This window comes from Halopiger aswanensis (genome assembly GCF_003610195.1).
Classification (GTDB): Archaea; Halobacteriota; Halobacteria; order Halobacteriales; family Natrialbaceae; genus Halopiger; species Halopiger aswanensis.
Window position 1 is genome coordinate 1,394,253 of the sequence record NZ_RAPO01000001.1, and the last position, 21,575, is coordinate 1,415,827.

General features: G+C 67.5%; 18 protein-coding genes. 6 read left to right on the top strand and 12 right to left on the bottom strand.

Annotated features, from left to right (window positions below):
* Positions 1–19 precede the first annotated feature (19 nt).
* The 6 genes from ATJ93_RS06715 to ATJ93_RS06740 all read right to left on the bottom strand — a co-directional run bounded on the left by ATJ93_RS06715 (position 20) and on the right by ATJ93_RS06740 (position 8,342).
* Complete coding sequence (locus tag ATJ93_RS06715) at positions 20–2,095, bottom strand: DUF7846 domain-containing protein (protein WP_120243806.1); 2,076 nt, start codon at positions 2,093–2,095, stop codon at positions 20–22.
* Positions 2,092–3,702: an ABC transporter permease gene (locus tag ATJ93_RS06720; RefSeq protein WP_120243807.1), complete on the bottom strand. Its 1,611-nt coding sequence runs from the start codon at positions 3,700–3,702 to the stop codon at positions 2,092–2,094. The genes ATJ93_RS06715 and ATJ93_RS06720 overlap by 4 nt, the downstream gene beginning before the upstream one ends.
* Positions 3,699–4,865, bottom strand: coding sequence for an extracellular solute-binding protein (locus ATJ93_RS06725; RefSeq protein WP_120243808.1), 1,167 nt, complete (start codon positions 4,863–4,865; stop codon positions 3,699–3,701). The genes ATJ93_RS06720 and ATJ93_RS06725 overlap by 4 nt, the downstream gene beginning before the upstream one ends.
* Before the next feature lie 38 nt (positions 4,866–4,903).
* The gene (locus ATJ93_RS06730) at positions 4,904–6,076 is read right to left on the bottom strand and encodes an alpha-1 4-glucan-protein synthase (RefSeq protein ID WP_120243809.1); all 1,173 of its coding nucleotides are present in this window, start codon (positions 6,074–6,076) and stop codon (positions 4,904–4,906) included.
* Between the two features lie 23 nt (positions 6,077–6,099).
* Positions 6,100–7,284, bottom strand: a complete 1,185-nt coding sequence (locus ATJ93_RS06735; RefSeq protein ID WP_120243810.1) for a lysylphosphatidylglycerol synthase transmembrane domain-containing protein — start codon at positions 7,282–7,284, stop codon at positions 6,100–6,102.
* Between the two features lie 116 nt (positions 7,285–7,400).
* A complete protein-coding gene (locus tag ATJ93_RS06740; RefSeq protein ID WP_120243811.1) occupies positions 7,401–8,342 on the bottom strand; it encodes an NAD-dependent epimerase/dehydratase family protein in 942 nt (313 codons plus the stop codon).
* 333 nt (positions 8,343–8,675) lie between these two features.
* Here ATJ93_RS06740 and thsB point away from each other — a divergent pair, with 333 nt between their 5' ends.
* A complete protein-coding gene (gene thsB, locus ATJ93_RS06745; protein ID WP_120243812.1) occupies positions 8,676–10,334 on the top strand; it encodes a thermosome subunit beta in 1,659 nt (552 codons plus the stop codon).
* Between the two features lie 199 nt (positions 10,335–10,533).
* On the opposite strand, the gene ATJ93_RS06750 is transcribed toward thsB, so the two are convergent.
* Genes ATJ93_RS06750 through ATJ93_RS06765 form a run of 4 tightly spaced genes read right to left on the bottom strand, consistent with a single transcriptional unit; the run spans position 10,534 to position 13,670 of the window.
* Positions 10,534–11,526 carry a metal ABC transporter permease gene (locus ATJ93_RS06750; RefSeq protein ID WP_120243813.1) on the bottom strand — a complete coding sequence of 331 codons (993 nt, stop codon included), beginning with the start codon at positions 11,524–11,526 and terminating at the stop codon, positions 10,534–10,536.
* Position 11,527: 1 nt separating this feature from the next.
* The gene (locus tag ATJ93_RS06755; protein ID WP_211334029.1) at positions 11,528–12,304 is read right to left on the bottom strand and encodes a metal ABC transporter ATP-binding protein; all 777 of its coding nucleotides are present in this window, start codon (positions 12,302–12,304) and stop codon (positions 11,528–11,530) included.
* Positions 12,301–12,570: a DUF7511 domain-containing protein gene (locus ATJ93_RS06760; protein WP_170155489.1), complete on the bottom strand. Its 270-nt coding sequence runs from the start codon at positions 12,568–12,570 to the stop codon at positions 12,301–12,303. The genes ATJ93_RS06755 and ATJ93_RS06760 overlap by 4 nt, the downstream gene beginning before the upstream one ends.
* Positions 12,567–13,670 carry a metal ABC transporter substrate-binding protein gene (locus tag ATJ93_RS06765; RefSeq protein ID WP_120243815.1) on the bottom strand — a complete coding sequence of 368 codons (1,104 nt, stop codon included), beginning with the start codon at positions 13,668–13,670 and terminating at the stop codon, positions 12,567–12,569. The genes ATJ93_RS06760 and ATJ93_RS06765 overlap by 4 nt, the downstream gene beginning before the upstream one ends.
* A gap of 304 nt (positions 13,671–13,974) precedes the next feature.
* Here ATJ93_RS06765 and ATJ93_RS23555 point away from each other — a divergent pair, with 304 nt between their 5' ends.
* The 3 genes from ATJ93_RS23555 to ATJ93_RS06775 all read left to right on the top strand — a co-directional run bounded on the left by ATJ93_RS23555 (position 13,975) and on the right by ATJ93_RS06775 (position 17,372).
* Positions 13,975–14,118: a hypothetical protein gene (locus tag ATJ93_RS23555; RefSeq protein ID WP_170155529.1), complete on the top strand. Its 144-nt coding sequence runs from the start codon at positions 13,975–13,977 to the stop codon at positions 14,116–14,118.
* An 87-nt stretch (positions 14,119–14,205) separates the two neighbouring features.
* On the top strand, positions 14,206–15,354 hold the full coding sequence (locus ATJ93_RS06770; protein WP_120243816.1) for a sodium:calcium antiporter: 1,149 nt from the start codon (positions 14,206–14,208) through the stop codon (positions 15,352–15,354).
* 98 nt (positions 15,355–15,452) lie between these two features.
* Positions 15,453–17,372, top strand: a complete 1,920-nt coding sequence (locus ATJ93_RS06775; protein ID WP_120243817.1) for an ABC transporter ATP-binding protein — start codon at positions 15,453–15,455, stop codon at positions 17,370–17,372.
* Between the two features lie 124 nt (positions 17,373–17,496).
* On the opposite strand, the gene lrp is transcribed toward ATJ93_RS06775, so the two are convergent.
* On the bottom strand, positions 17,497–17,958 hold the full coding sequence (gene lrp, locus ATJ93_RS06780) for an HTH-type transcriptional regulator Lrp (RefSeq protein ID WP_013879549.1): 462 nt from the start codon (positions 17,956–17,958) through the stop codon (positions 17,497–17,499).
* A 126-nt stretch (positions 17,959–18,084) separates the two neighbouring features.
* On the opposite strand from lrp, the gene glnA reads away from it, so the two are divergent.
* Positions 18,085–19,440: a type I glutamate--ammonia ligase gene (gene glnA, locus ATJ93_RS06785; protein WP_120243818.1), complete on the top strand. Its 1,356-nt coding sequence runs from the start codon at positions 18,085–18,087 to the stop codon at positions 19,438–19,440.
* A 311-nt stretch (positions 19,441–19,751) separates the two neighbouring features.
* Here the strand turns inward: glnA and ATJ93_RS06790 are convergent, their stop codons facing one another.
* A complete protein-coding gene (locus ATJ93_RS06790; RefSeq protein ID WP_120243819.1) occupies positions 19,752–21,185 on the bottom strand; it encodes a YihY/virulence factor BrkB family protein in 1,434 nt (477 codons plus the stop codon).
* A gap of 164 nt (positions 21,186–21,349) precedes the next feature.
* Here ATJ93_RS06790 and ATJ93_RS06795 point away from each other — a divergent pair, with 164 nt between their 5' ends.
* Positions 21,350–21,553, top strand: a complete 204-nt coding sequence (locus ATJ93_RS06795; protein ID WP_120243820.1) for a hypothetical protein — start codon at positions 21,350–21,352, stop codon at positions 21,551–21,553.
* Positions 21,554–21,575 lie beyond the last annotated feature (22 nt).

A 21,575-nucleotide genomic window follows, 5' to 3' on the forward strand; every position in this document is an offset into this window, starting at 1 on the left:
TAGCTCGAGTGCGTGCGTTTTAGTCGTTGGTTGGTTCGGTGCTGTCGGTCTCGTCGTCCTCGAGCGCGACGAGCTCGGTCTGTACGTCGACGCCGGTGTCGCCGGGCGATTCGGTCGGGATGTACGCCGCTTCGCCGCCGCAGTCGCGGATCGCGGTGCACCGTTCGACGCGGGGCGTCAGCGCGTCGACGGTGTCGCCGGTCGTGCGGACCGGGAGCTCGAACCGGTAGCTGAAACTGCTCCCGGGGCCGCGGTCGACGAACACGGTCAGGGTGACGTCCTCCCGGTCGGCGACCGGGAGCGAGGCGTCGACGTCCCCGCCCGTCCCCTGGACGCGGACGGTGTCGTCGGTGACTGTCACCCGGAGGCTCGTCGGCCCGGAGGCGTTCGAGGCGACGGCCGTGTCGCTGCCGTTGGCCGCGGTGACGGTTACGGTGGCCCCCGACGCCGCGTCGGGAACTGCGACGGTCGCGTTCAACCGCACCGCGTCGCCGGCGACGTGGTCGACCGGCTGCAGCCGCGACGCGTGGGGCGAGCCGGCCTGGGGCGACCACGCGCCGCGGTAGGCGAACCGGTACAGCGATCGGTCGGGGTAGGTGTCCGCGACGGCGAACGGCCGCTCGTCGAGGGCGTACACCCGCTGCCCGTCGAAGTCGGGATCGTTCCGGAACGGCTGGAACGGATGGTTGAGCCAGTCGCCGTACGGCGTCGGGAGGAAGACGACCGACCGATCATCCGGCGCGTCCTCGAGCGGGTCGTAGACCCGGTCGTAGGTATCAGTCACGGCGGCGTTGCGGTCGACCTTCTCGTCGAAGGTCACCGCCGTCACGCCGCCGACGGCGAGGGCGCTCACGAGTAGCGCTACAACGAGCGTCGCGCGGGCGACCCGCGGCGTCAGCCGCCGGTCGGCCGTCCGCCGAAGGCCGCGACCCAGCGCCAGCGCGCCGACGGCGCCGAAGGCCGCGAACGGCACCAATAGGTCGAAGTGGTAGTACGGGCCGTGGGTCGCGATCAACCCGTCGCCGGCGACCTCGAGGGCGCCGAGGATGTTGAAGTTGCCCCAGAAGAAGACGTTGCCGACGACGACGCTCGGGGCGACGGCGGCGAGGACGGCCTGCCGAGGTGAGAGCCCGCGTCGGACAGTCGCGGCGAACCCGACCGCGGCGGCCGCCGCGCCGAGGAAGCCGCCCGCGATCCACTCGGTCGCGAACGACCGCAGGACCAGGGCGTTCGAGCGCAGCGCCAACTCGACGGTGTAGTCGGCCTCGTGGCCGAGAATCTCCCGGTGGCCGAACCCGGGTCCGTCGAGCGGGGCGAACGCCTGGTAGGGGAACACCAGCGGCGAGCCGGTCACGACGGCGTTGTAGGAAAGCGCGAGCGCGACCCCCGCAAGTCCGAGCGCCGCCGTCGCGAGTTGTCGGGGCAGCGCCGCTCGAGGATCGCGCCGGATGGTCCAGCAGGCGTGGAGGATAAAGGGCGCGGCGAACAGGACGGCGGTGTAGGGGCGCGCGAAGAAGGCTAGGCCGATGGCCGCGCCGGCGCCGGCGGCCCAACGGCTATCGTCCGTCCGGTCGGCCCGGAAGTAACTGTAGGCGAAGGCCAAGTTGAGCATCGTCGTCGGAGCATACGGAAGGAACATCGCCGTGTCGAGCAGGAACAGCGGCGAACAGAGCACGGCGACGGCGGCCGCGATACCGGTTCGCCGGTCGAACGCCTCCCGGACGACCAGCGCCACCAGCGCGAGGATCGCGGCGGCGATCGCGGGCAGCGCGATCCGGTAGCTCCAGACCAGTTCGCCGAGCGCGAAGATCGCCGCGGGGACGGGCGCGTACTTCGGATAGAGCCGGTCGCCGTCCTCGACGAAGAACCACGGGCGGAAGACGCCCTCGACGGGCGGCTCGAGGAAGAGTTGGCCGTCCAGCACCATCGCCGCCTGCTGGAGGTAGACCCCCTCGTCGTGGTTGAGCGAGTGGTACTGGAAGGTGCGGGTCGCGAGCAACCAGACGGCGACGGCACCGACGAGGGCGACGACGGCGACCGCGGCGTACCAGGTTCGGCGTCTTAGATCGTTTCGACTCGAGTCGGCGCCGATCATCGCCCCTCCTGTGCCAGCATGACGGCCATCGACAGGCCGGAGATGACGACCAGTACGAGCGCCGGCACCGCAGCCTGCCCGTACAGGCCGGCCTCCTCGACCCGCCAGATGAAGGTGACGAGCGTTTCGAATCCGAGCGGGCGCAACATCAGCGTCGCGGGCAGTTCCTTCATCGTCGTGAGGAAAACGAGCGCGGCGCCGGTCACCACTCCCGGAAGGATCAGGGGCAGCGTCACCGAGCGGAACGTGTTCAGTCGCGAGCGCCCGAGCGTGCGCGCCGCTTCTACGAGCCGCCGGTCCACCTGCAGGGTCGACGTTCGAATCGAGCCGATCGCCTGGGGCATAAAGCGGACGACGTAGGCGAACACCAGCAGCGGCACGGTCTTGTAGATCGCCGGCAGCACGTCGAGGGTGAAACTCAACAGCGCGATCGCCAGCACGATCCCGGGCGTCGCGTAGCCGACGTACGGCGCGCGATCGGCCAGCGCCGCCAGCCTCGAGTCCGACGTCGCCGAGCCGATCGCGATCGGCAGGGCGACCAGTACCGACGCGATCGCGGCCAGCAGGGCGACGTACGCCGAGTTGAAGCCGTACTCCCAGTCGAAGGTGAGCCGACCGACCTGGTAGCCGGGGCCGCCCGTGACCAGCCACAGCCCGAAGATGGCGATCGGCAGGGCGATCGCCAACAGAGCGATCGCCGCCGGCAACGCCAGCGCCGCGTACCGCCAGCGACCGAGTTCGAGGTCGGCGGTGCCGCGGTGGCCGCTGCTCTCGTAGGCGCCGGACTCGTCGACGCCGATGCGCGACTCGAGGGCGAGGACGATCGCCGTCACGGTCAGCAACTGGAGCGACAGCAAGGCGGCGTAGTCGCGGGCGAAGGCGTTGTACCGGGCGTAGATGAACTGCGTGAACACCTCGACGCGCATGATGTTGGGCGTCCCGAAGTCGGCCAGCGCGTACAGCGCCACGAGCAAGGCGCCGGCGGTGATGCCGGGCAGGATCTGGGGCAGCGTGACCCGCCGGAACGCCTCCCAGCGGCCGGCGTTGAGCGTTCGGGCGGCCTCGACGAGCGAGCCGTCGAGCGAGAGCAGCGAGGCCCGCGTCGTGAGGAAGACGTAGGGGTAGGTATAGAGCGTCAGTACGAACGCCGCGCCGGCGAACCCGTAGATCGAAGGCACCGACTCGACGCCGAGCGGCGCCAGCAGGTCGGCGAACTCGCCGTTCGGGCCGAACGCCGAAACGAACGCGAACGCCCCGAGATAGCTCGGTACCGCGAGCGGGAGCGCGGCGAGGACGGTCCAGAAGCGCGGAAACGGGATCGACCCCTGCACCGTCAACAGCGCGAGCGGGACGCCGATGAGGATGCTCGCACCGGTGACGACCGCCACGAGCGCGACGCTGCGAACCAGCACCTCGAGGGTCTGGGGCGCCACGGCGAGCTCGAGCGCGCGGCTCCCGAGCGCGGCGGCGTCGAAGACGAGCCAGACGAGCGGGAGTACGAGGACGGCGGCGAGAGCCGCGGCGAGCAGCGTCAGGCCGACGCCGGCGGCGTCGTCGCCGTCGGCGGCCCGCTCGAGCGTCCGCGAAAGCCGCTTCCGGAGGGTCATCCCGAGACGCCGGCGTCCTCCATCAGCTCGAGGGTCGGCTCGAGATCGGACAGTTCCGCGAGGTCGATCTCCGGCGGATTCAGGTCGGCGATCGACGGGAGACCGCCGACGGGATCGACGCCCTCGATCATCGGGTAGGCGAAACTGACCGTCGTGAAGTACTCCTGGGCCTCCGCGGACAGCAGGTGGCGGACGAAGTTGTCGACGAGGTCACCCCGTTGGGTGCCCTGGACCTTCAGCGCGCCGGCGACGTTGACCAGCGCGCCGGCGTCGCCTTCGGTGAAGGCAAGATCGATCGGCGCGTCGGGCTGTTGGTTCTTGACGCGCATCGCGTAGTAGTGGTTGGCGAACCCGGCCGCGAGCGATCCGTTGGCGACGTTCTGCGAGACGGCGTACTCGTTGCCGTACCGTTCGGTGCCGGCGTCGCGCATGTCGACCAGCCACTGGCGCGTCGCGTCCTCGCCCTGGATCAACCGCATGGCGGTCACGAACGACTTGAACGCGCCGTAGGTCGGCGCCCAGCCCATCGTTCCCTGCAGCGCGTCGGTTCCGGGGAACTCCTGGACGGTATCGGGGATATCCGACTCGCTCAACTCCTCGGTGTTGTACGGGACCGCACGGGCGCGCCCGGCGACGCCCGCCCAGGCGTTGTCGTCGCCGACGAACTGGTCGTTGGCGACCGATCCGACTGCCTCGTCCGACAGCGGCTCGTAGGCGTCGTTGTCCGCGACGAACCCCAGCGAACTGGCGTCGATCGACCAGAACACGTCGGCCTGTGCGGCGCCGGAGTCGACCTCCTCGACGATCGTCTGGGCCAGCGACGCGGAGCTGTCGTCGTTGGGATAGACCTCGAAATCGGGGTAGATCTCCTGGAGCATGTTCACGAACTCGTAGTAGATGCCGCCCTCCCCGCCGCCGATGTAGAGCGAGAGTTCGCCGGAGAGGTCGGGAAGCTCCTCGATCGACGTCCCGCCCGGGGCGGGGCGGCCCTCTGCCAGCGCTCCGGAGCCGCGGAACGTCGAGAGTTCCGGAATCTCGGCGTTCTGGCCGCCGTCGCCGCCGAACATTCCCAAACATCCCGCCATCGAGGCCGCGCCGAGCGCAGATCCGATCTGTAGCGCTTTTCGGCGCGAAACCGCGTCGTATTCACTGTCGTCTTCCATATTCGATTTAGGCCTACCTAAAAACTTATAGGTGACGATTAACGGTTGGCAGCGATCCGAACGGATTCGTTATCGGCCGTCGACAGCGCCGACAGACACTCGAGCCAGTCGAGCATGTGTTCGCCGACGTAGTTGAAGAAAGCCCCGTTATTGTAGTCCGACCAGTCGCCGTCGACGAGTTCGCGGGCCATCGCCTCGAAGACGTCGGCGTAGGAGTCGGCGTCTTCGCCCGCGTCGTCGATGACCCGCCAGAGGTGCTCGTTCAACTCGAGCCCCGGGACCTCGTTGTTGAGGTCGTCGAAGGTGCTGCGCGGCGCCTTGTTGTGTTCACAGAGCGGCGCGCCGTTGTAGATGCGCTTGCCGAGCACGTCGCAGGCGCGCTTCAAGAAGACGCCCGACCAGATGTCGTCGAAGCGGCCGACGTCCCACTCGTTGTCGTCCATCGGAAGCTGGTAGAACGCGGGGATCACCTCGCGGCGGAAGGCGAGGTTCATCGAGCAGACGGTGAGGTAGTTGCCGCGCGCGGCGACGAAGTCCTCGCCGAAGTCGTCTGCCGTCGTACGCGTCTGAGCCTGCCCCTCGAGGTCGCCGTCCATCAGGATCCGGACGGCGTCGAGGTCGGGCACGTTGGTCCACAGCCCCTGCGAGGCGACGACCTCTCCGCCTTCGATTGCGGTCGTGTCCGTCTCGACGGTCTCGCCCATCGCCGAGTAGGGATACCCCCGCGGGTAGAGGCCGTGCTCGTCGGCGTTCTGGTAGAGGACGTTGACCCACTGCTCGTCGGAGGAGACTGCCTCGATCTCGCCCTCGAACGCGAGGTTCTCCATGTGCGTCCCGAAGAAGTCCTCCTCGGGGTGTGGAAGGGTGTCGTCGTCGATGAAGAAGCCGTACTCGAACTCGTCGTTGGCCCACATGTACAGCAGGCCGAAGCTCGTCTCGGCGTGGCTGGCCGCCGGAACGACGTGGCCGTACTCCTCGATTCCGTGTTCGGCGTACCACTCCTCGCGCCGAGAGCCGTCGAAGACCTCGCCGGAGACGCCCTCCTCCTCGAGCATCCGTTCCATCGCGTCGGTCTCGCAGAAGTCCTCGGTGACGAGCACGACGTGGAGCCGCGAGAGGTCGAACCCGTGTTCGCGCGCGTTCTCGAAGTACGATCGCATGCACTCGTACTCCCGGATCGTCGGCACGACGACGCAGATGTCCTGACTCATTGTCCTTCAGTTTTTAGGCTCGCCTAAAAAGTCCGTCGGTCCTCGCTCGAGACCGAGCGGTCGTCGGTGGCCGCGTCGACGGCGGTCGCGTCCGTCGCGTCGGCGAACGACACCCCGAATCCGGCGACCGCCGCGCCGCCTCCGACCAGCGTGACGCCGTTTTTCAGCGCGTGGTCGACGACCGCGGCCGCAAGCGCCGTGCTCGCGCCGACCGGCGTGAGGCCGACGACCAGCGCCGTGAAGGCGGCCTCGTAGAGGCCGACGCCGCCCTGCGAGAGCGGCAGGACCTTCGCGAGGTTGCCGACGCTGACCGCGAGCGTGCCGACGGCCAGCAGCGGGCCGACGGCGAGGCCGCTGTCCAGCGCCGCGAGGACGACGACGGCCGTGAGCACGTCGAGCGTCCAGACGAGCAGGCTGGTTCCGGCGACGGCGGCCAGCACCCGCGGGCGGCGCGCGACGACGCCGACATCGCCCGCAAAGCGGAGCGCTGCCTCGAGCGCCCCCTCGAGCCGCGGCGAGCCGGCAACGAGCGCCCGCAACCGCGCGGCGACTCGCGCGCTGTAATCCGAGCGGGCGCTCGTCGCGACGGCGAGGCCGACCCCGACGGTAGCCGTACTCACCGCGGCCGCGCCGGCGAACGCGACCCGTGCGCCGCCAGTCTCGGCGGCGAGCTCGAGCGGGCCGACGCCGCCGCCGATCGCGAGCCACGCCGTCGCACCCCCGGCCAGCACGGCGATCGCTGCCAGATCGAAGAGCCGCTCGACGGCCAGCGCGGCGAACCCCGCGGTGTAGGGGACGTTCGCTCGAGCGTTGACGACGTACGCGCGAGTCGCGTCGCCCGCCCGTGCCGGAATCGCGAGGTTGGCCGTCTGGCTGACGAAGACGGCCGCCGTGAGCAGTCCCGTGCCGGCGCGGTGGCCCGTCGCGCTCAGGACGTCCCCGTACCGGCGCCCGCGAATCGGCCACGAGACGGCGTAGACGGCGACCGCGAGGGCGAGCAGCCGCGGATCGGCGCTCGCGGCGTCGGCGACGACCGCCTCGAGGTCGAGTTGCCGGGCCGCGACGACGAGCCCGAGAGCGACGAGAAGCGTGCCGGCGAGCGTCAGCCGGCGGCGAGTCAGCGCGGCTCGGATGCCGCCGTCGCCGTCGACACCTATCGACCGCTCATCCGGCGCTTGCGACTCCCCCCGGTCGCCGCCGTCGTGCATACGCGAGTGCTTTGCAGCCAGATATTTAAGCCCACCTAAAACACGCTCGAGCGTCGGGCTCGAGTGCGTTCGAGCGACAATTCGGCAACAGGAACCGTGGCGCGGCGCCGCGACAGTCAGCGCTCGTTGTACTCGTCGAGAATCTCCCGCGTCGCTCGCCGTACCGCCTCGTCGCTCGAGCGTTCGGGCTCCCAGCCCAGCGCCGCGAGCTTCTCGATCGAGAGGCGCATCTTCGGCACGTCGCCGGTCCAACCGCGCTCGCCGCCGGTGTACTCGAAGTCGGGCTCTACGCCCATCTCGTCGGCGACGATGGCCGCGATGCGGTCGACCGACGTGGTCGTGCGCGTACCGAGGTTGTAGGTGTTCATCGCGGCGTCGGCGTGCTCGATCACGTGCAGCATGGCGTCCAGACAGTCCTCGACGTGGAGGTAGGACTTCTCCTGGCGGCCGTTGCCGAGGATCGTCAGCGTGTCGGGATCCGCCCGCAGTTTCTCGACGAAGTCCGGAATCACCGCGCCGCGCAGGCGCGGGCCGACGACGTTGGCGAAGCGGAAGTTCCACACCGTCAGGTCGTGGCTGTGCGTGCGCGCAGAGAGTAATCCCTCGTCCGCTAACTTGCTCGCGCCGTAGGCGCTGATCGGCTCGAGCGGCGCGAAGTCCTCGGGCGTCGGCCGCGGCGCCTCGCCGTAGACCGTCGAGGAGGAGGTGTAGGCGATATCCGTGACGTCCGCCTCGGCCATCGCCTCGAGGAGCGTGCGAGTCATCCGCGTGTTGGCCTCGAACTGGCCGTGCGGGCGATCCGTGTCGACGTGTTTCGACGCCGCAAGGTGGAAGACGCGGTCGACGGTCTCGAGGTGGTCCGCGAGCGCGTCAGCCGAGATCGACGTCAAGTCGGCCTCGACGAGTTCGGCGTCGTCGGGGACGCGCTCGGCGGCGCCGTTCGAGAGGTCGTCTACGATCGTTACGTCGGCGCCGTCCGCGAGCAGCCGCTCCGTGAGGTGCGAGCCGATGAACCCGGCGCCGCCCGTGACAAAGACGTGGCCGTCTACCCCGGTCATACCGATGGATTCGACGAGAGGCGGTTAATTGTTCGCTTTGTCGCCGACGGTTCGAGCCACGAGGGCGTCGCCGGCGTCCTCGAGTCGCCGTCGCCCTGCTCGAGAGTCACCAACCCCGTCGCGCAAATTGAATTCACTTAAACGTGGCGGGAAACCCCGGTTCGTGCAGGAGTTGTTCGAGTGGTATCACGTCGCACTATCTCGGCCATATCAGCGTCCCCTCCGGTGGTTTCCGGGCCTCGATCGAGTACCGGTGCAACAACCATCGTCTCGATAGAACGGTACATTTATGTAGAATCACAATCAATGGTTCGACCGACTATGAGCCAGCGAATGCAGCAGGGACAGCCGATGATCGTAATGAGCGAGGACTCCCAGCGCGTCAAGGACAAGGACGCGCAGGACTACAACATCAGCGCCGCCCGTGCGGTCGCCGAAGCCGTCCGCTCGACCCTCGGCCCGAAGGGGATGGACAAGATGCTCGTCGACTCGATGGGGTCGGTCACCATCACGAACGACGGCGTCACCATCCTCCAGGAGATGGACATCGACAACCCGACGGCCGAGATGATCATCGAGGTCGCCGAAACCCAGGAGGACGAGGCTGGCGACGGCACCACGACGGCCGTCGCGATCGCCGGCGAACTGCTGAAGAACGCCGAGGACCTCCTCGAGCAGGACATCCACCCGACGGCGATCATCAAGGGCTTCCACATGGCCTCCGAGCAGGCCCGCGAGGAGATCGACGACATCGCTCAGGACGTCGACACCGAAGACGAGGACCTCCTGCGCTCGGTCGCCGAGACCTCGATGACCGGCAAGGGCACCGAGGTCAACAAGGAGTACCTCGCCGAACTCATCGTCGAGGCCGTCCGCCAGGTCACCGTCGAGGACGAGAACGGCGACAACGTCGTCGACCTCGAGTTCCTCAACATCGAGACCCAGACCGGCAACAGCGCCGGCGAGTCCGACCTCCTCGAGGGCGGCATCGTGGACAAGGACCCGGTCCACGACAACATGCCCACCGAGGCCACGGACGCCAACATCCTGCTGCTGAACGAGCCCATCGAGGTCGAGGAGACCGACGTCGACACCGAAGTGTCGGTCACCGACCCCGACCAGCTCCAAAAGTTCCTCGACCGCGAGGAGGAGCAGCTCCGCGAGAAGGTCGACCAGATCGCCGCCCTCGGCGCCGACGTCGTCTTCTGCCAGAAGGGCATCGACGACCTGGCTCAGCACTACCTCGCCAAGGAAGGCATCCTCGCCGTCCGCCGCGCCAAGAAGTCCGACCTCGAGTTCCTGCAGGAGGTCGTCGGCGCGACGGTCGTCTCCGACCTCGAGAGCGCCACCGAGGACGATCTCGGCTTCGGTGACGTCACCCGCGACGAGGAGGACGAACTGTTCTACGTCACCGGCGAGGACGCCCACGGCGTCACGCTCCTGCTGCGCGGCTCGACCGACCACGTCGTCGACGAACTCGAGCGCGGCGTCAACGACGCGCTCGACGTCGTCGCCCAGACCGTCTCCGACGGCCGCGTCCTCGCGGGCGGCGGTGCCATCGAAGTCGAACTCGCCAGCCGCCTCCGCAACTACGCCGACTCCGTCTCCGGCCGCGAGCAGCTGGCCGTCGAGGCCTTCGCCGACTCGCTCGAGCTCGTCCCGCGCGTGCTCGCCGAGAACGCCGGTCTCGACTCCATCGACACGCTCGTCGACCTGCGTGCGGCCCACGAGGACGGCGACATCGAAGCCGGCCTGAACGTCTTCACGGGCGACGTCGAGGACACCTACGAGGCTGGCGTCGTCGAACCGGCCCACGCCAAGGAACAGGCCGTCACCTCCGCTGCCGAGGCCGCGAACCTGGTCCTCAAAATCGACGACATCATCTCCGCCGGCGACCTCTCGACCGACAAGGGCGGCGACGAAGAGGGCGGCGCCCCCGGCGGTGCCGGCGGCATGGGCGGCATGGGCGGCGGCATGGGCGGCATGATGTAAGCCGTCTCGGTCGCACACGCCACCCACCTTCCGCTGATTCGCCGTTTGCGGGTCGCACCGCTCGCACACTACGGAGTTCGACGTCCTGACGCTTCGTTTCCGCTCGCTCCGGTTTCGCTTTCCTGACGCCCTCGTTCGTCGTCTCGCGCGTTCGACGTCACCGCTGTCGAATTGTCGAATTTTCGTAGAGAGGCCGGATTTACTGTACTCTCAACCGCTCGAGTGGAAACGATCGACCGACGAGAACGGCAGCGTACATCGCGATTGCGGCGAGGACGATCGACCCGCCGGCCGCGATCCCGTAGCTGTAGGAGACGGTGACGCCGGCGACGGCCGCGAACTCGGCGACGAGGATCGCGAGCAGGACCGACCGCTTGAAGCTCCGGGCGACCAGCGCCGCGGTGGCGACGGGGACGACCAGCATCGCGGCGACGAGGATGACGCCCATGATCTGCATGGCGCTCACTACGACGAGCGCCGTCAGGACGACCATGAGTCGCTTGTACAGGCGCACGTTGAGCCGCGCCGCCCGCGCACCGGTCGCGTCGAAGGTGACGTACAGCAGCGGGCGGTAGGCGAGCGTGACGAGGCCGCCGACGAAGAGGCTCATCGCGACCAAAATCCCGACGTCGGCCCGCGAGACGGTCGCCAGACTCCCGAAGAGGTAGGCGTCGATGCCGACGGCGATGCCGCCGTCGGTCGCCGTGATGAGGACGCTGCCGAGGGCGAACCCGCCCGTCAGGACGATCGCCAGCGAGGTGTCGCTGTAAGCGCCGCCGTGCTCGATGAGGAGTTCGACGAGGAGGGCCGTGACGACGGCCGTCACGAACGCGGTCAGCAGCGGGGACAGCGAGAGCGACAGCGTCGCGTTGAGAAAGAGGCCGACGGCGACGCCCGCGAAGGCGGTGTGGGCGAGCGTGTCGCCGATCAGCGAGATCTCGCGGTGGACGAGGAAGGTCCCCACGAGGGGCCCGATCACGGCGATACAGACCGCGGCGAGGTAGGCCCGCTGCATGTACGGGTAGCCGAGCATCCGCACGCCCAGATACTCCCCGAGACGGTTCATTCTGGTGCCGTACGCGTCCTCGAGGAACCACTCGAAGACCCCGTACAGGATCTCGAGGAGTTGGATCGCGGCGACGGCGGACGAAGTGTCCGCGCCGAGGAGAGTGAGGGTGAACTGGCCGAGCATATCAGTGGTCGTGCTGAACGACGTGTTGATCCGTCCCGTACGCCTGCGCGAGGGCGTCGGTCTCGACGAACTCCTCCGGTGCGCCGTCGAAGTGCAACCGGCGGTTGAGGCAGGCGATCTCCGTCGCGTACGTCGTGACGACGCCGATGTCGTGCTCGATCAGAACGACCGTCATGCCCTCGGCGTTCAACTCGCCGAGGAGATCGTAGAACGCCTCGCGGGACTCCGCGTCGACGCCGACCGTCGGCTCGTCGAGCGCGAGCAGATCCGCCTCCGAGGCGAGCGCGCGGGCGATGAACACGCGCTGGCGCTGGCCGCCCGAGAGGCGGCCGATGCGACGCGACGCGAGGTCGGCGATACCGACTCGCGACATCGCCTCGTCGACCGCGCGTCGATCGGTCCGCGAGAAGCGGCCGACGAGCCGGTGTGGATACCGGCCCATCGCGACGACTTCCCGGACCGTCATCGGCATCGCTCGAGCGGCGGTCGTCACGTCCTGCGGGACGTACCCGATCCGCTCGCCGGCTTCGAATCGGTGTGCCGGTTCGCCGAACAGTCTGACCGTCCCCTCGTCCGGGCGACGCAAGCCGAGCAGCAACTCGAGCAGCGTGCTCTTGCCGCTCCCGTTCGGCCCGACGAGGCCGAGGAAGGTGCCCGGTTCGACGTCGATCGAGACGTCCTCCAGGACCGGCTGCTCGCCGTAGCCGAAGGTCACGCCCTCGACGCTAACGGCGGGTTCGTCGACCGGGCCGTCGGTCGATTCGTGGTCGCTCATCATCGCCACTCCTCGAGGGAGACGAACGCGTCGCCGTGGGCGGTTATCCAGGTCGTCGTGCGGTACGGCGCGGCGACGTCCGGCGGGTAGATGGTGCAAGTCGGTCGGCCCGTCGACTCGGACTCGAGGACGACCGACAGCAGCGTCGAGCGCGGCGTCTCGTCGGGGCCGGGCGTTTTCGAGCCGTTCCACTCCGGAGCGTCGGCACCGTCGGTGCCGTCGCGATCGCTGTGGTCGTCGGGGTTGGACGCGGCGCCGTTCACACTCATGCGTCGAGCGCTCGTTCGAGCGTCGCGAGGTTGATCTCCTCCATGATCTCGACGTACCCCCAACCCTCGTCGGCCCACTCCCGGGTCTGCCCGGCGATCGGCGTCAGCGGCAACACCTCGCTCGCGTCGGTTTCGGCGATCAGCTGTTCGGCGGCGTCCTGCGGTTCGAGCGGGTCCGCGCAGACGTACTCGAGGTCGTGCTCGTCGATGATCGTCTGCGCGCGTTCGATGTCGGCCGGCGTGGGCTGTTCGTCGGGGGTGAGCCCGGTCAGCGTCTCGATCTCGAAGCCGTAGCGGTTCCCGAGGTACGCGAACGGGTCGTGGCCGGCGACGAGGACGACGTCGCGCGCGGCGTTCTCGAGAGTCGACCGGAAGGCTTCGTCGAGTTCGTCCAGTCGGCTGCGGAATTCGTCGGCGTTGGCGGCGTAGGCGTCGGCGTTATCGCCGTCGACGGTTGCGAATCCGTCTTCGATGGCGTCGACGGCCCGCTTTGCCCGCACCGGGTCGAGCCAGAAGTGGGGGTCGGCGGTCCCGTGGTCGTGCTCGTGATCGTGGTCGCCGTCCTCGCTTTCATCGTGTTCGTGGTCATCGTGATCGTGACCGTCGCCATCTCCGTCGTGCTCGTGGGCGTGATCATCGTGACCCTCGAGATCGTGCGCATCGCCGTCGCCGTGCTCGTGATCGTGGCCACCCTCACTCTCGAGCAGGTCCACTTCCGCGCCGGCGGCCACGATGTGAACGTCGGCGTCGTCCTCCCGGAGGCTCGTCACGAGATCGTCCGCCCAGGGCTGGAAGCCGTCCACGACGGAGATGAACAGGTCCGACTCGAGGACGGTACCCTGAATCTGCGGTCCGGGTTCCCAGCCGTGGCCGTGCTGGCCGATCGGCACCAGCGTCTCGGCCTGCGCGGTGTCGCCCGCGACCGCGGCCGCGAAATCGCCGAACACGAAAAACGAGGCCTGGGCCGTCGGGGCCGAACCGTCGCCCGCGTCGTTCGATCCGCCGTTACCCGACTCGTCCGAGACGCAACCGGCGAACGCGCCGATCGTGGCGGCGCTGGCACCGGTCGCGACGAGTTGTCGTCGAGTGTATCGTGGCATGTATTACTAACTCTTCCCCATTAGTTAATAATAACTGTGATCTGTATAGGGGTGATTAATATTGGTCGGTCCCCGCGGCGCGGTTCACAGCGCAATCAGAGCGCGGTACAGCACCGATCGCAACCGGGGTCCCGACTCGGGACTCGAGCGGCTACGACGGGCACTGTGGCGGTGAAAGACGGTCGAAAACGACTGTGCGAGAATCGGTATCGGCACTGCGCTGGGACTGAATACATCACGCAGCCGGATTCACACCGGATCTGACGTTCCAATGACCTATTGGGCTGGGCGGCGTATCGTTCGTATGGCATTCCGAACGACCCTCGGGTGGTCCCTGCTCTCCTCCGGTATCGTGACGCTCATCCTCAAAGTCCTCCCCGGTGACTCGCTGTGGTGGGGACTGCTGTTTCTGGCCCTGGGCGTGGCGCTGTTGGTGTACAGACAGTGAACGTGCGCACGAGCGCACACGCCGGAAGGGGTCTCCGGCCCGCGTATCGGTCGGAAAACTAAGTAGACGAACGTCGATGGTGACGGTATGGTCGCACCGGGCCTCGAGATCGCGCTCTTCGCCGCCGCCTTTCTCGTCGGGGTCGTGCTGGTCATCTGGTGCGTCGAGGTGTTCATCGAGGCGGTCGCCCAGAGCGCCGTCTCGCTGGGAATTTCGGGCTTCTTCCTCGCGGTGATCCTGGCCGGGATCGACCTCGAGAACGCCGCGCTCGGGGTGACGGCCGCCGTGGTCGCCCTGCCGGATCTCGCGCTAGGGACGGTTTTCGGCGAGTCGCTGTTCGTCCTCGCGGTTGCACTCGGACTCGCGGGGGTGTTCGTTCCCTTCGAGATGGACGTACCACGGGCCTACCTGGCCATGCTCCTGCTCGTCCCGCTGCCGGCGTTCGCGCTGTCGGTGGGCGGGACGATCGGGGCCGCGTACGGGGCGGCGCTGCTGGCGATATTCGTCCCCTTACTCGCCTACATCTTCTGGCACGAGCGGCGCTCGGAGACGACGTACTTGCTCTCCGGCGAGGTCGAGGAAGCGATCGACGTCGACGACGATCTCGAGGCCGAGGTCGGACCACCGACTGACGACGCGCTGGCGACGAACGGGAACGGACCGCGTACGGATCGCGAGGCGCCGACAACCGCTGACGGTGAGCGAGGCGAGTCTCTGCTCGAGTCGGATTCGGACCGCGATCTCGACCTCGACCTCGATTTCGACGAGTTCGTCCCCGACCTCGAGGACCGTAGCGGTCGGGTCACCCTCGCCGTCGCCGTTCTCGCGACCGTCGGCATGACGCTGGGGTCGTTCATCACGGTCGGCAGCGCCGAGCGGCTCTTCGTCGCCTTCGGCATCTCGGGGCTGGCCTTCGGCGCGACGGTCCTGAGTTTCATCGCCTCGATCGAGGAACTGGCGCTGACCCTCGAGCCCGTCCGGCAGGGGCGACCGCACCTCGCCGTGGGTAACGTCGTCGGGAGCACGGTCTTCTACATGACCGCGAACGTGGGCCTGATCGCGCTGTTGCACCCCGTCGACACCGGCGGTGCGGTGATGACCGTCCACTGGCCGTTCTTCGGCGCGTGCCTGCTCGTCGCGACGGCGATGCTAGCTCGCAGCCGCGTGACCCGCGCCGGCGGCGCGCTGCTGCTCGCGCTGTACGCCGGCTACTGGGTGCTGAACTACGCCGCGTGACCCGCAGGGCGGGTCCACCGTCCGCAGCGGGCGCCGAAAACCGGCCCGCATTCCCGACAACACTAGTAATTTATGTTTCGAAACGATACCGGACGGGCGTGAGTGCTGACACGGACGAAACGCCGTTCGACGCCTACCGCGAGGACGTCGAGCGACCGCTGACGAGGTTGTTCCGCGAGTACGCACCGGGCCGACTCGGCTACTTCACGACCGGGATGGTCGCGAACTTTCTCGCCCGCATGGCGAGTCTCGTGCCGCCGCTGGTGCTCGGGGCCGCCATCGACGCGATCTTCCTCGAGTCCGGGCCGTACGAGCTGCCGGTCGTCCCCAATACGTGGCTGCCCACCGGCGACCTGGCGCAGTTCTGGTTCTCCGTCGGCGCGATCATCGCCTCGTTCCTCGCGATGGCGGTCCTCACCTGGATCTACGGCGTCACCGCTAATCTGTTCGCCCACGACGTGATGCACACCGTCCGTGTCGATTCCTTCGAGAAGATGCAGCGCCTGGACATGGCCTTCTTCGACGAGAAACAGACCGGCGAGGTCATGGCCGTCCTCAACAACGACACGCAGAACTTAGAACGATTTCTGGATAACGCCCTGATGAACTCCGCGCGACTCCTCGTGATGGTCGGCGGCATCGCGGCCGTGCTCTTCTACCTGAACTGGCAACTCGCCGTCGTCACGCTGTTCGCGATCCCCGCCATGGTCGCGTTTACGATCTGGTTCATGCGCGTCGTCGAACCGCGGTACGTCCGCCAGCGCTCCGCCGTGGGACGGCTCAACACCCGCCTCGAGAACGCCATCGCGGGGATGGGGCTGACCAAGGCCTCCTCGAGCGAGGGCTACGAGGTCGACCGGGTCCGGGACTCCTCGATGAACCTGTTCGAGCGGACGATGGACGTGCTCAAACTGAGCTACTTCTACCGGCCGGGGATGGAACTGCTCGCCGGCGTCGCCTTCGCCGCGACCTTCTTCGTCGGCGGCTACTGGCTCACGACGGGGACCGCGCCGGGACCGTTCACCGGCACGCTGTCGGTCGGCGACTTCGTCATCTTCCTCACCCTCACCCAGCGGATCGTCGACCCGCTCGCGGAGGTCTCGAACATCGTCGACCAGTACGAGAACGCCAAGGCCTCGAGCGAGCGCATCTTCGGGCTGATGGACATCCCCGTCCACGTCGACGACCCGGAAGACCCCGCGGACATCGAACCGGTCGAGGGCCGGGTGGCGTACGAGAACGTCTCCTTTAGCTACGCAGATAGCGAGGTACGGGCGACGAGCGACGACGAGAAAGCCTTCGAGGAGACGGTCATCGAGGACGTCTCCTTCGAGGCCGACCCCGGCGATACCGTCGCGCTGGTCGGCCCGACCGGCGCCGGCAAGTCGACGGTCCTCAAACTGCTGCTCCGGCTGTACGACGTCCAGGAGGGCTCGGTGAAGCTCGACGGCCACGACGTCCGCGATATTGCGCTGTCGGACCTGCGGTCCGCGGTCGGCTACGTCAGCCAGGACACCTTCCTCTTCGACGGGACCATCGCGGACAACATCCGGTACGGTCAGTTCGACGCCTCGGACGAGGCGGTCCGAGAAGCCGCGAAGGCCGCGCAGGCCCACGAGTTCATCGCCGACCTCGAGGACGGCTACGACACCCGCGTCGGCGAGCGCGGCGTCAAACTCTCCGGCGGGCAGCGCCAGCGGATCGCGCTCGCGCGGACCGTCCTCGACGATCCCGAGGTGCTGATCTTGGACGAGGCGACGAGCGCGGTCGACACGAAGACCGAACTGCTGATCCAGCGGTCGATCGATCGGCTCACCGAGGATCGGACGACGCTGGCGATCGCCCACCGCCTCTCGACGGTCAAGGACGCCGACACGATCCTCGTCATGGCAGACGGCGAGATCGTCGAACGGGGCACCCACGAGGAGTTACTCGAGCTGGACGGTCAGTACGCAACGTTGTGGCGCGCACAGGCGGGCGACCGGGAGGCGGCCGCCGAGGCGCTCGTCGACGATTGACGGGTGACGACTAACGAGTAGCGAACGGCGAGTAGCGAGCGACGAGGCTGGACGGCCGTGCGAAACTCGAGTAAGGAAGCTACCGATCGCACAATCGAGCGACCGATACCGAATGGCCGAACAATCAGGTATCGTCGACGTCGAGTTCGAACTGTTCGTTTTCGCTGACGGCGTTGAGCACGACGCTGGTGTTCGAGGACTTGATGTCCGGATCGGTCAGCAGTTGCTTGATGTTGTCGTTCATCTCGTCCGTGTCCTGGAACTTGCCGATGGCGATCACGTCGTAGTCGCCCGTGACCTCGTAGACGCTGATCATCTGGCGGTGGTCCTTCAGCGTGTCCGTGATGTCGGGCAGGGCGTTCCCCTCGACCTGCAACTGGATGACGGCGGTGACGTCGTAGCCGAGCGCGTCGTAGTCGAGTCGGGGTGTGTAGCCTTCGATGACGCCGTCTTCCTCGAGATCGGAGAGGTGATTCGAGACGGTTGTGACGGAGACGTCCAGGTCCTCGGCGAGGCTCCGGAGGCTCGCGCGGCCGTCACCGAGGAGGGCATTCACTAGTTTTGCATCGAGATTTTCGTAGGTCATCACATCAAACAACTCAGCCTAGCCTTTAGAAATTTACGAATATACAATTTCAGTGCGGTGAGGGGATATTTGCTCGGAGCAGCAGGGTTTTAGTAGCGGAGATTCTTGAGAAGGACGACTGGAAAGATGACAAGCGGAAACATCAGCGAGGCTGAACAAGCCGTACTCGACGAGATCGAGGAGCAGGACGTAGACTTTCTCCGACTGCAGTTTACCGACATTCTGGGCACGGTCAAGAACGTCGCCGTGCCGGCCCGACAGGCCGAGAAGGCATTCACCGAGGGGATCTACTTCGACGGCTCCTCGATCGAGGGCTTCGTCCGCATTCAGGAATCGGACATGCGTCTGGTTCCCGATCCGGACACCTTCGCGGTTCTGCCGTGGCGCAACGACGAGGAAAGCGCCGCGGCCCGGATGATCTGTGACGTCTACGACACCTCGACGGACGAACCGTTCGAGGGCGACCCGCGACGCGTCCTCAAGAACGCCCTCGAGCGCGCCGAGGAGATGGGCTACACGGTCAACGCGGCGCCCGAACCGGAGTTCTTCCTCTTCGAGGAGGACGAGGAAGGCCGCGCGACCACTGAGACCAACGACGCCGGCGGCTACTTCGACGTCGCGCCCAAGGACCTCGCCTCGGACGTTCGCCGCGACATCATCTACGGCCTCGAGGAGATGGGCTTCGAGATCGAAGCGAGCCACCACGAAGTGGCGGAAGGACAGCACGAGATCAACTTCACCTACGACGACGCGCTCGCGACGGCCGACAACGTCGCGACCTTCCGGACCGTCGTTCGCGCCATCGCGGCCCAGCACGACTACCACGCCACCTTCATGCCCAAACCGATCCCGCGGATCAACGGCTCGGGCATGCACACCCACCTCTCCCTGTTCACCGAGGACGGCGAGAACGCCTTCCACGACGAGGACGACGAGTTCAACCTCTCCGAGGAGGCCCACGCCTTCACCGCCGGCATCCTCGAGCACGCGCCGGCGATCACGGCGGTCGCGAACCCCACCGTCAACAGCTACAAGCGCCTGGTTCCGGGCTACGAGGCGCCCGTGTACGTCGCGTGGTCCGACCGCAACCGCTCGGCGCTGATCCGCAAGCCGGCCGCGCGCGTCCCCGCGGCCTCGCGCATCGAACTGCGCTCGCCGGACCCGTCGTGTAACCCCTACCTCGCGCTCGCAGTCATGATCCACGCCGGCCTGGACGGCATCGAGCAGGGCCTCGAGTGTCCCGACCCGGTTCGGGAGAACATCTACGAGTTCGACGAGCAGAAGCGCGACGAGTACGGCATCGACACGCTGCCGTCGAACCTCGGCGACGCCGTCGACGCGCTCGAAGAGGACGAGGCGATCTACAACGCGCTCGGCGAACACGTCGCGCCCAAGTTCGTCGAAGCCAAGCGCCAGGAGTTCGAGGAGTACCTCGTCGACGTCTCCGAGTGGGAACTCGACCGCTACCTCGAGAAGTTCTGACGCGTTCAGGCCGCGAGTCGCCGACTCGACGCTGACACCGCGACAACCACCCCCTGTCGGTTCCGGTCTCCGATTTTTGCATCGAATTCGATCGAGTTCGATCCGGTTCGATTCCGTTTACGCACGGATTACGGCGATCATCCACATTGCCACCGCAGCGGTAGCGCTGATCCCAGCAGCGGCGCTGTCGCCGACACGACCACGAGCTACCGGCGGCGAAGGAGGTAACGGACGGGCGAGTACGGTTGCCGAGAGGGCGAGAGAAGCGACGGATTCGGGACGGGAGAAACGCGGACGACTCGAGGCGGCCGTTAGGACCGGCGCTCGCCGATCCAGTTCCGGAGCCGTCCCGGTACGCCGAGCAGGGACAGGCCCGCGCCGAGCAGCACCATCAGGACGTAGACGCCGAGCGTCGACGTCCAGACGACGAACATCGCGAGGATCGCCCAGGGGCCGGTGAGGAAGTAAAACGCCGCGATGGCCATCGCCGTCCCGTACAGCAAGACGAGGTAGGGGCCCCAGCCGTGGGCGTGGCCGCGGCGGACGCGCCGCCGGACGTAGCGCTTGAGTTCGCTCTCGAGCGACTCCTTCTCGACGGTGCGGCGCTCGACGTTGTCCTCGAAGTCCTCGACGCGGTCGCGCAGGCGCTCGATCTCCTCGCGAAGGGCTTCGGGGTCGTCGGCTCGGTCCCGCGTGCGAGCACTGTGCGGGCCTCGCCGTTCGGTTTCGGTTTCAGTCCCGGCCGTGCGCGTACCCGTAGCTGCGCTCGAGCGATCGCGGTCCGAGTCGAGGTCGCGGTCGCGGTCGCGGTCGCGAGTACGGGCCTCGTCGCTGTTAGTCCCGGTTTCGGTTCCGTTCCCGTCGCCCGCGGTCGCGTCCGCGTCCCCCTCGTCGGCACCCGTAGCGTCGTCAGTCATCGCTTCTGTCAGAATCTGTCGACGGCCGGGACTTTGTAGCTGCCGATCCACTTCACGGCCGGCGAGGACGGCGTTACAGACCGCGCCGAACACGAGGATGATCGCGCCGAGGTACAGCCAGACGAGCACGAGAAAGACGGCCCCGAGGGCCCCGTAGACCACGTAATCCGTCGCAACGGCGGCGTACAGCGAGAACGTCCGGCTCAGGACGAACCAGCCAACGGCGGCGATGACCGTCCCCGGCAGGGCCTCCCGAAGGTCCACGTCGGCGTCCGGAAAGACGACGTACAGCGGCAGGAACGCCGCGACCAGCCCCAACAGGACGAAGACCGGGCCGACGTAGCCGAGTCCGACCACCGGGGCGAACCGAATCGCAACCTCGAGCGCGCCGACCAGCGCGAGTCCGAACGAGATCACGAGAAAGACGATCGTCGCGTCCCATATCGTATCGATGACCGACTTCTCGCCGACGGTGCCGTACACCTGCGAGAAGGCTCGATCGAGGCCCCGGAGAACGCGGCTCGAGCCCCAGAGCAGACCGAACGCGCCGACGACCGTCGCGCTCTGGCGGCCGGTCTCGTCGAGCACCGTCTCGGCGAGCAGCTCCCGCGCTGCCGGCGTCAGCACGTCGCTCGCGGCGACCGTGAGCCGTACCGCGAGCGCTTCCCCGCCCAGCGACGCGGCAATCCCGAGCGCGAGCAACAGGAGCGGGACGAGCGAGATGAAACCGTAGAAGGCGACGCCGGCCGCCAGCAGCGTCAACTGCTGGGTGCGAGCCAGTTCCGTCACCCGACGCGCGATATCGAGCCCTTCGCTGCGGTCGATCACTAGCCGTCCTACGACGGGGACCGAGGTATGCAATCGTGTGGCATAGGCTTGCTCCCTAAAGGCTCCCGCGACCGACCGCGGCCGCGTTCGCTCGCGCGGTCCAACGACGGACCACCGCCGACGCCCGTCGAAACTGTTTTTCGCTGTCACGTCGACCGAAGCCCATGGAGCAGCGACGCTGTCCCGACTGCGGCGTGACGATGGAACCGGTTCCGGTACGCGACGGCGAGAGCATGCGGCTCTCGATCGCGACCGGCGAACGCGAGGGACTGCTGGGAAAACTCGGCCTCAAGCAGCGGGCGAAACTGCAGGGCGTCTGTTGTCCGGAATGTCGACTCGTCCGCTTGTACGCCGGGGACGACGCGTAAGTCCTCGAGTCGACAGGTCGGA

Excerpts from the sequence above, each read along its gene's own strand:
- thsB (WP_120243812.1), top strand. The coding sequence starts at position 8,676 with ATGCAGCAGGGACAGCCGATGATCGTAATGAGCGAGGACTCCCAGCGC.
- ATJ93_RS06770 (WP_120243816.1), top strand. The coding sequence starts at position 14,206 with ATGGTCGCACCGGGCCTCGAGATCGCGCTCTTCGCCGCCGCCTTTCTC.
- ATJ93_RS06730 (WP_120243809.1), bottom strand. The coding sequence starts at position 6,076 with ATGAGTCAGGACATCTGCGTCGTCGTGCCGACGATCCGGGAGTACGAG.
- ATJ93_RS23555 (WP_170155529.1), top strand. The coding sequence starts at position 13,975 with ATGGCATTCCGAACGACCCTCGGGTGGTCCCTGCTCTCCTCCGGTATC.
- glnA (WP_120243818.1), top strand. The coding sequence starts at position 18,085 with ATGACAAGCGGAAACATCAGCGAGGCTGAACAAGCCGTACTCGACGAG.
- ATJ93_RS06765 (WP_120243815.1), bottom strand. The coding sequence starts at position 13,670 with ATGCCACGATACACTCGACGACAACTCGTCGCGACCGGTGCCAGCGCC.
- ATJ93_RS06725 (WP_120243808.1), bottom strand. The coding sequence starts at position 4,865 with ATGGAAGACGACAGTGAATACGACGCGGTTTCGCGCCGAAAAGCGCTA.
- ATJ93_RS06715 (WP_120243806.1), bottom strand. The coding sequence starts at position 2,095 with ATGATCGGCGCCGACTCGAGTCGAAACGATCTAAGACGCCGAACCTGG.
- ATJ93_RS06755 (WP_211334029.1), bottom strand. The coding sequence starts at position 12,304 with ATGATGAGCGACCACGAATCGACCGACGGCCCGGTCGACGAACCCGCC.
- ATJ93_RS06760 (WP_170155489.1), bottom strand. The coding sequence starts at position 12,570 with ATGAGTGTGAACGGCGCCGCGTCCAACCCCGACGACCACAGCGATCGC.
- ATJ93_RS06795 (WP_120243820.1), top strand. The coding sequence starts at position 21,350 with ATGGAGCAGCGACGCTGTCCCGACTGCGGCGTGACGATGGAACCGGTT.
- ATJ93_RS06740 (WP_120243811.1), bottom strand. The coding sequence starts at position 8,342 with ATGACCGGGGTAGACGGCCACGTCTTTGTCACGGGCGGCGCCGGGTTC.
- ATJ93_RS06750 (WP_120243813.1), bottom strand. The coding sequence starts at position 11,526 with ATGCTCGGCCAGTTCACCCTCACTCTCCTCGGCGCGGACACTTCGTCC.
- ATJ93_RS06735 (WP_120243810.1), bottom strand. The coding sequence starts at position 7,284 with ATGCACGACGGCGGCGACCGGGGGGAGTCGCAAGCGCCGGATGAGCGG.
- lrp (WP_013879549.1), bottom strand. The coding sequence starts at position 17,958 with ATGACCTACGAAAATCTCGATGCAAAACTAGTGAATGCCCTCCTCGGT.
- ATJ93_RS06720 (WP_120243807.1), bottom strand. The coding sequence starts at position 3,702 with ATGACCCTCCGGAAGCGGCTTTCGCGGACGCTCGAGCGGGCCGCCGAC.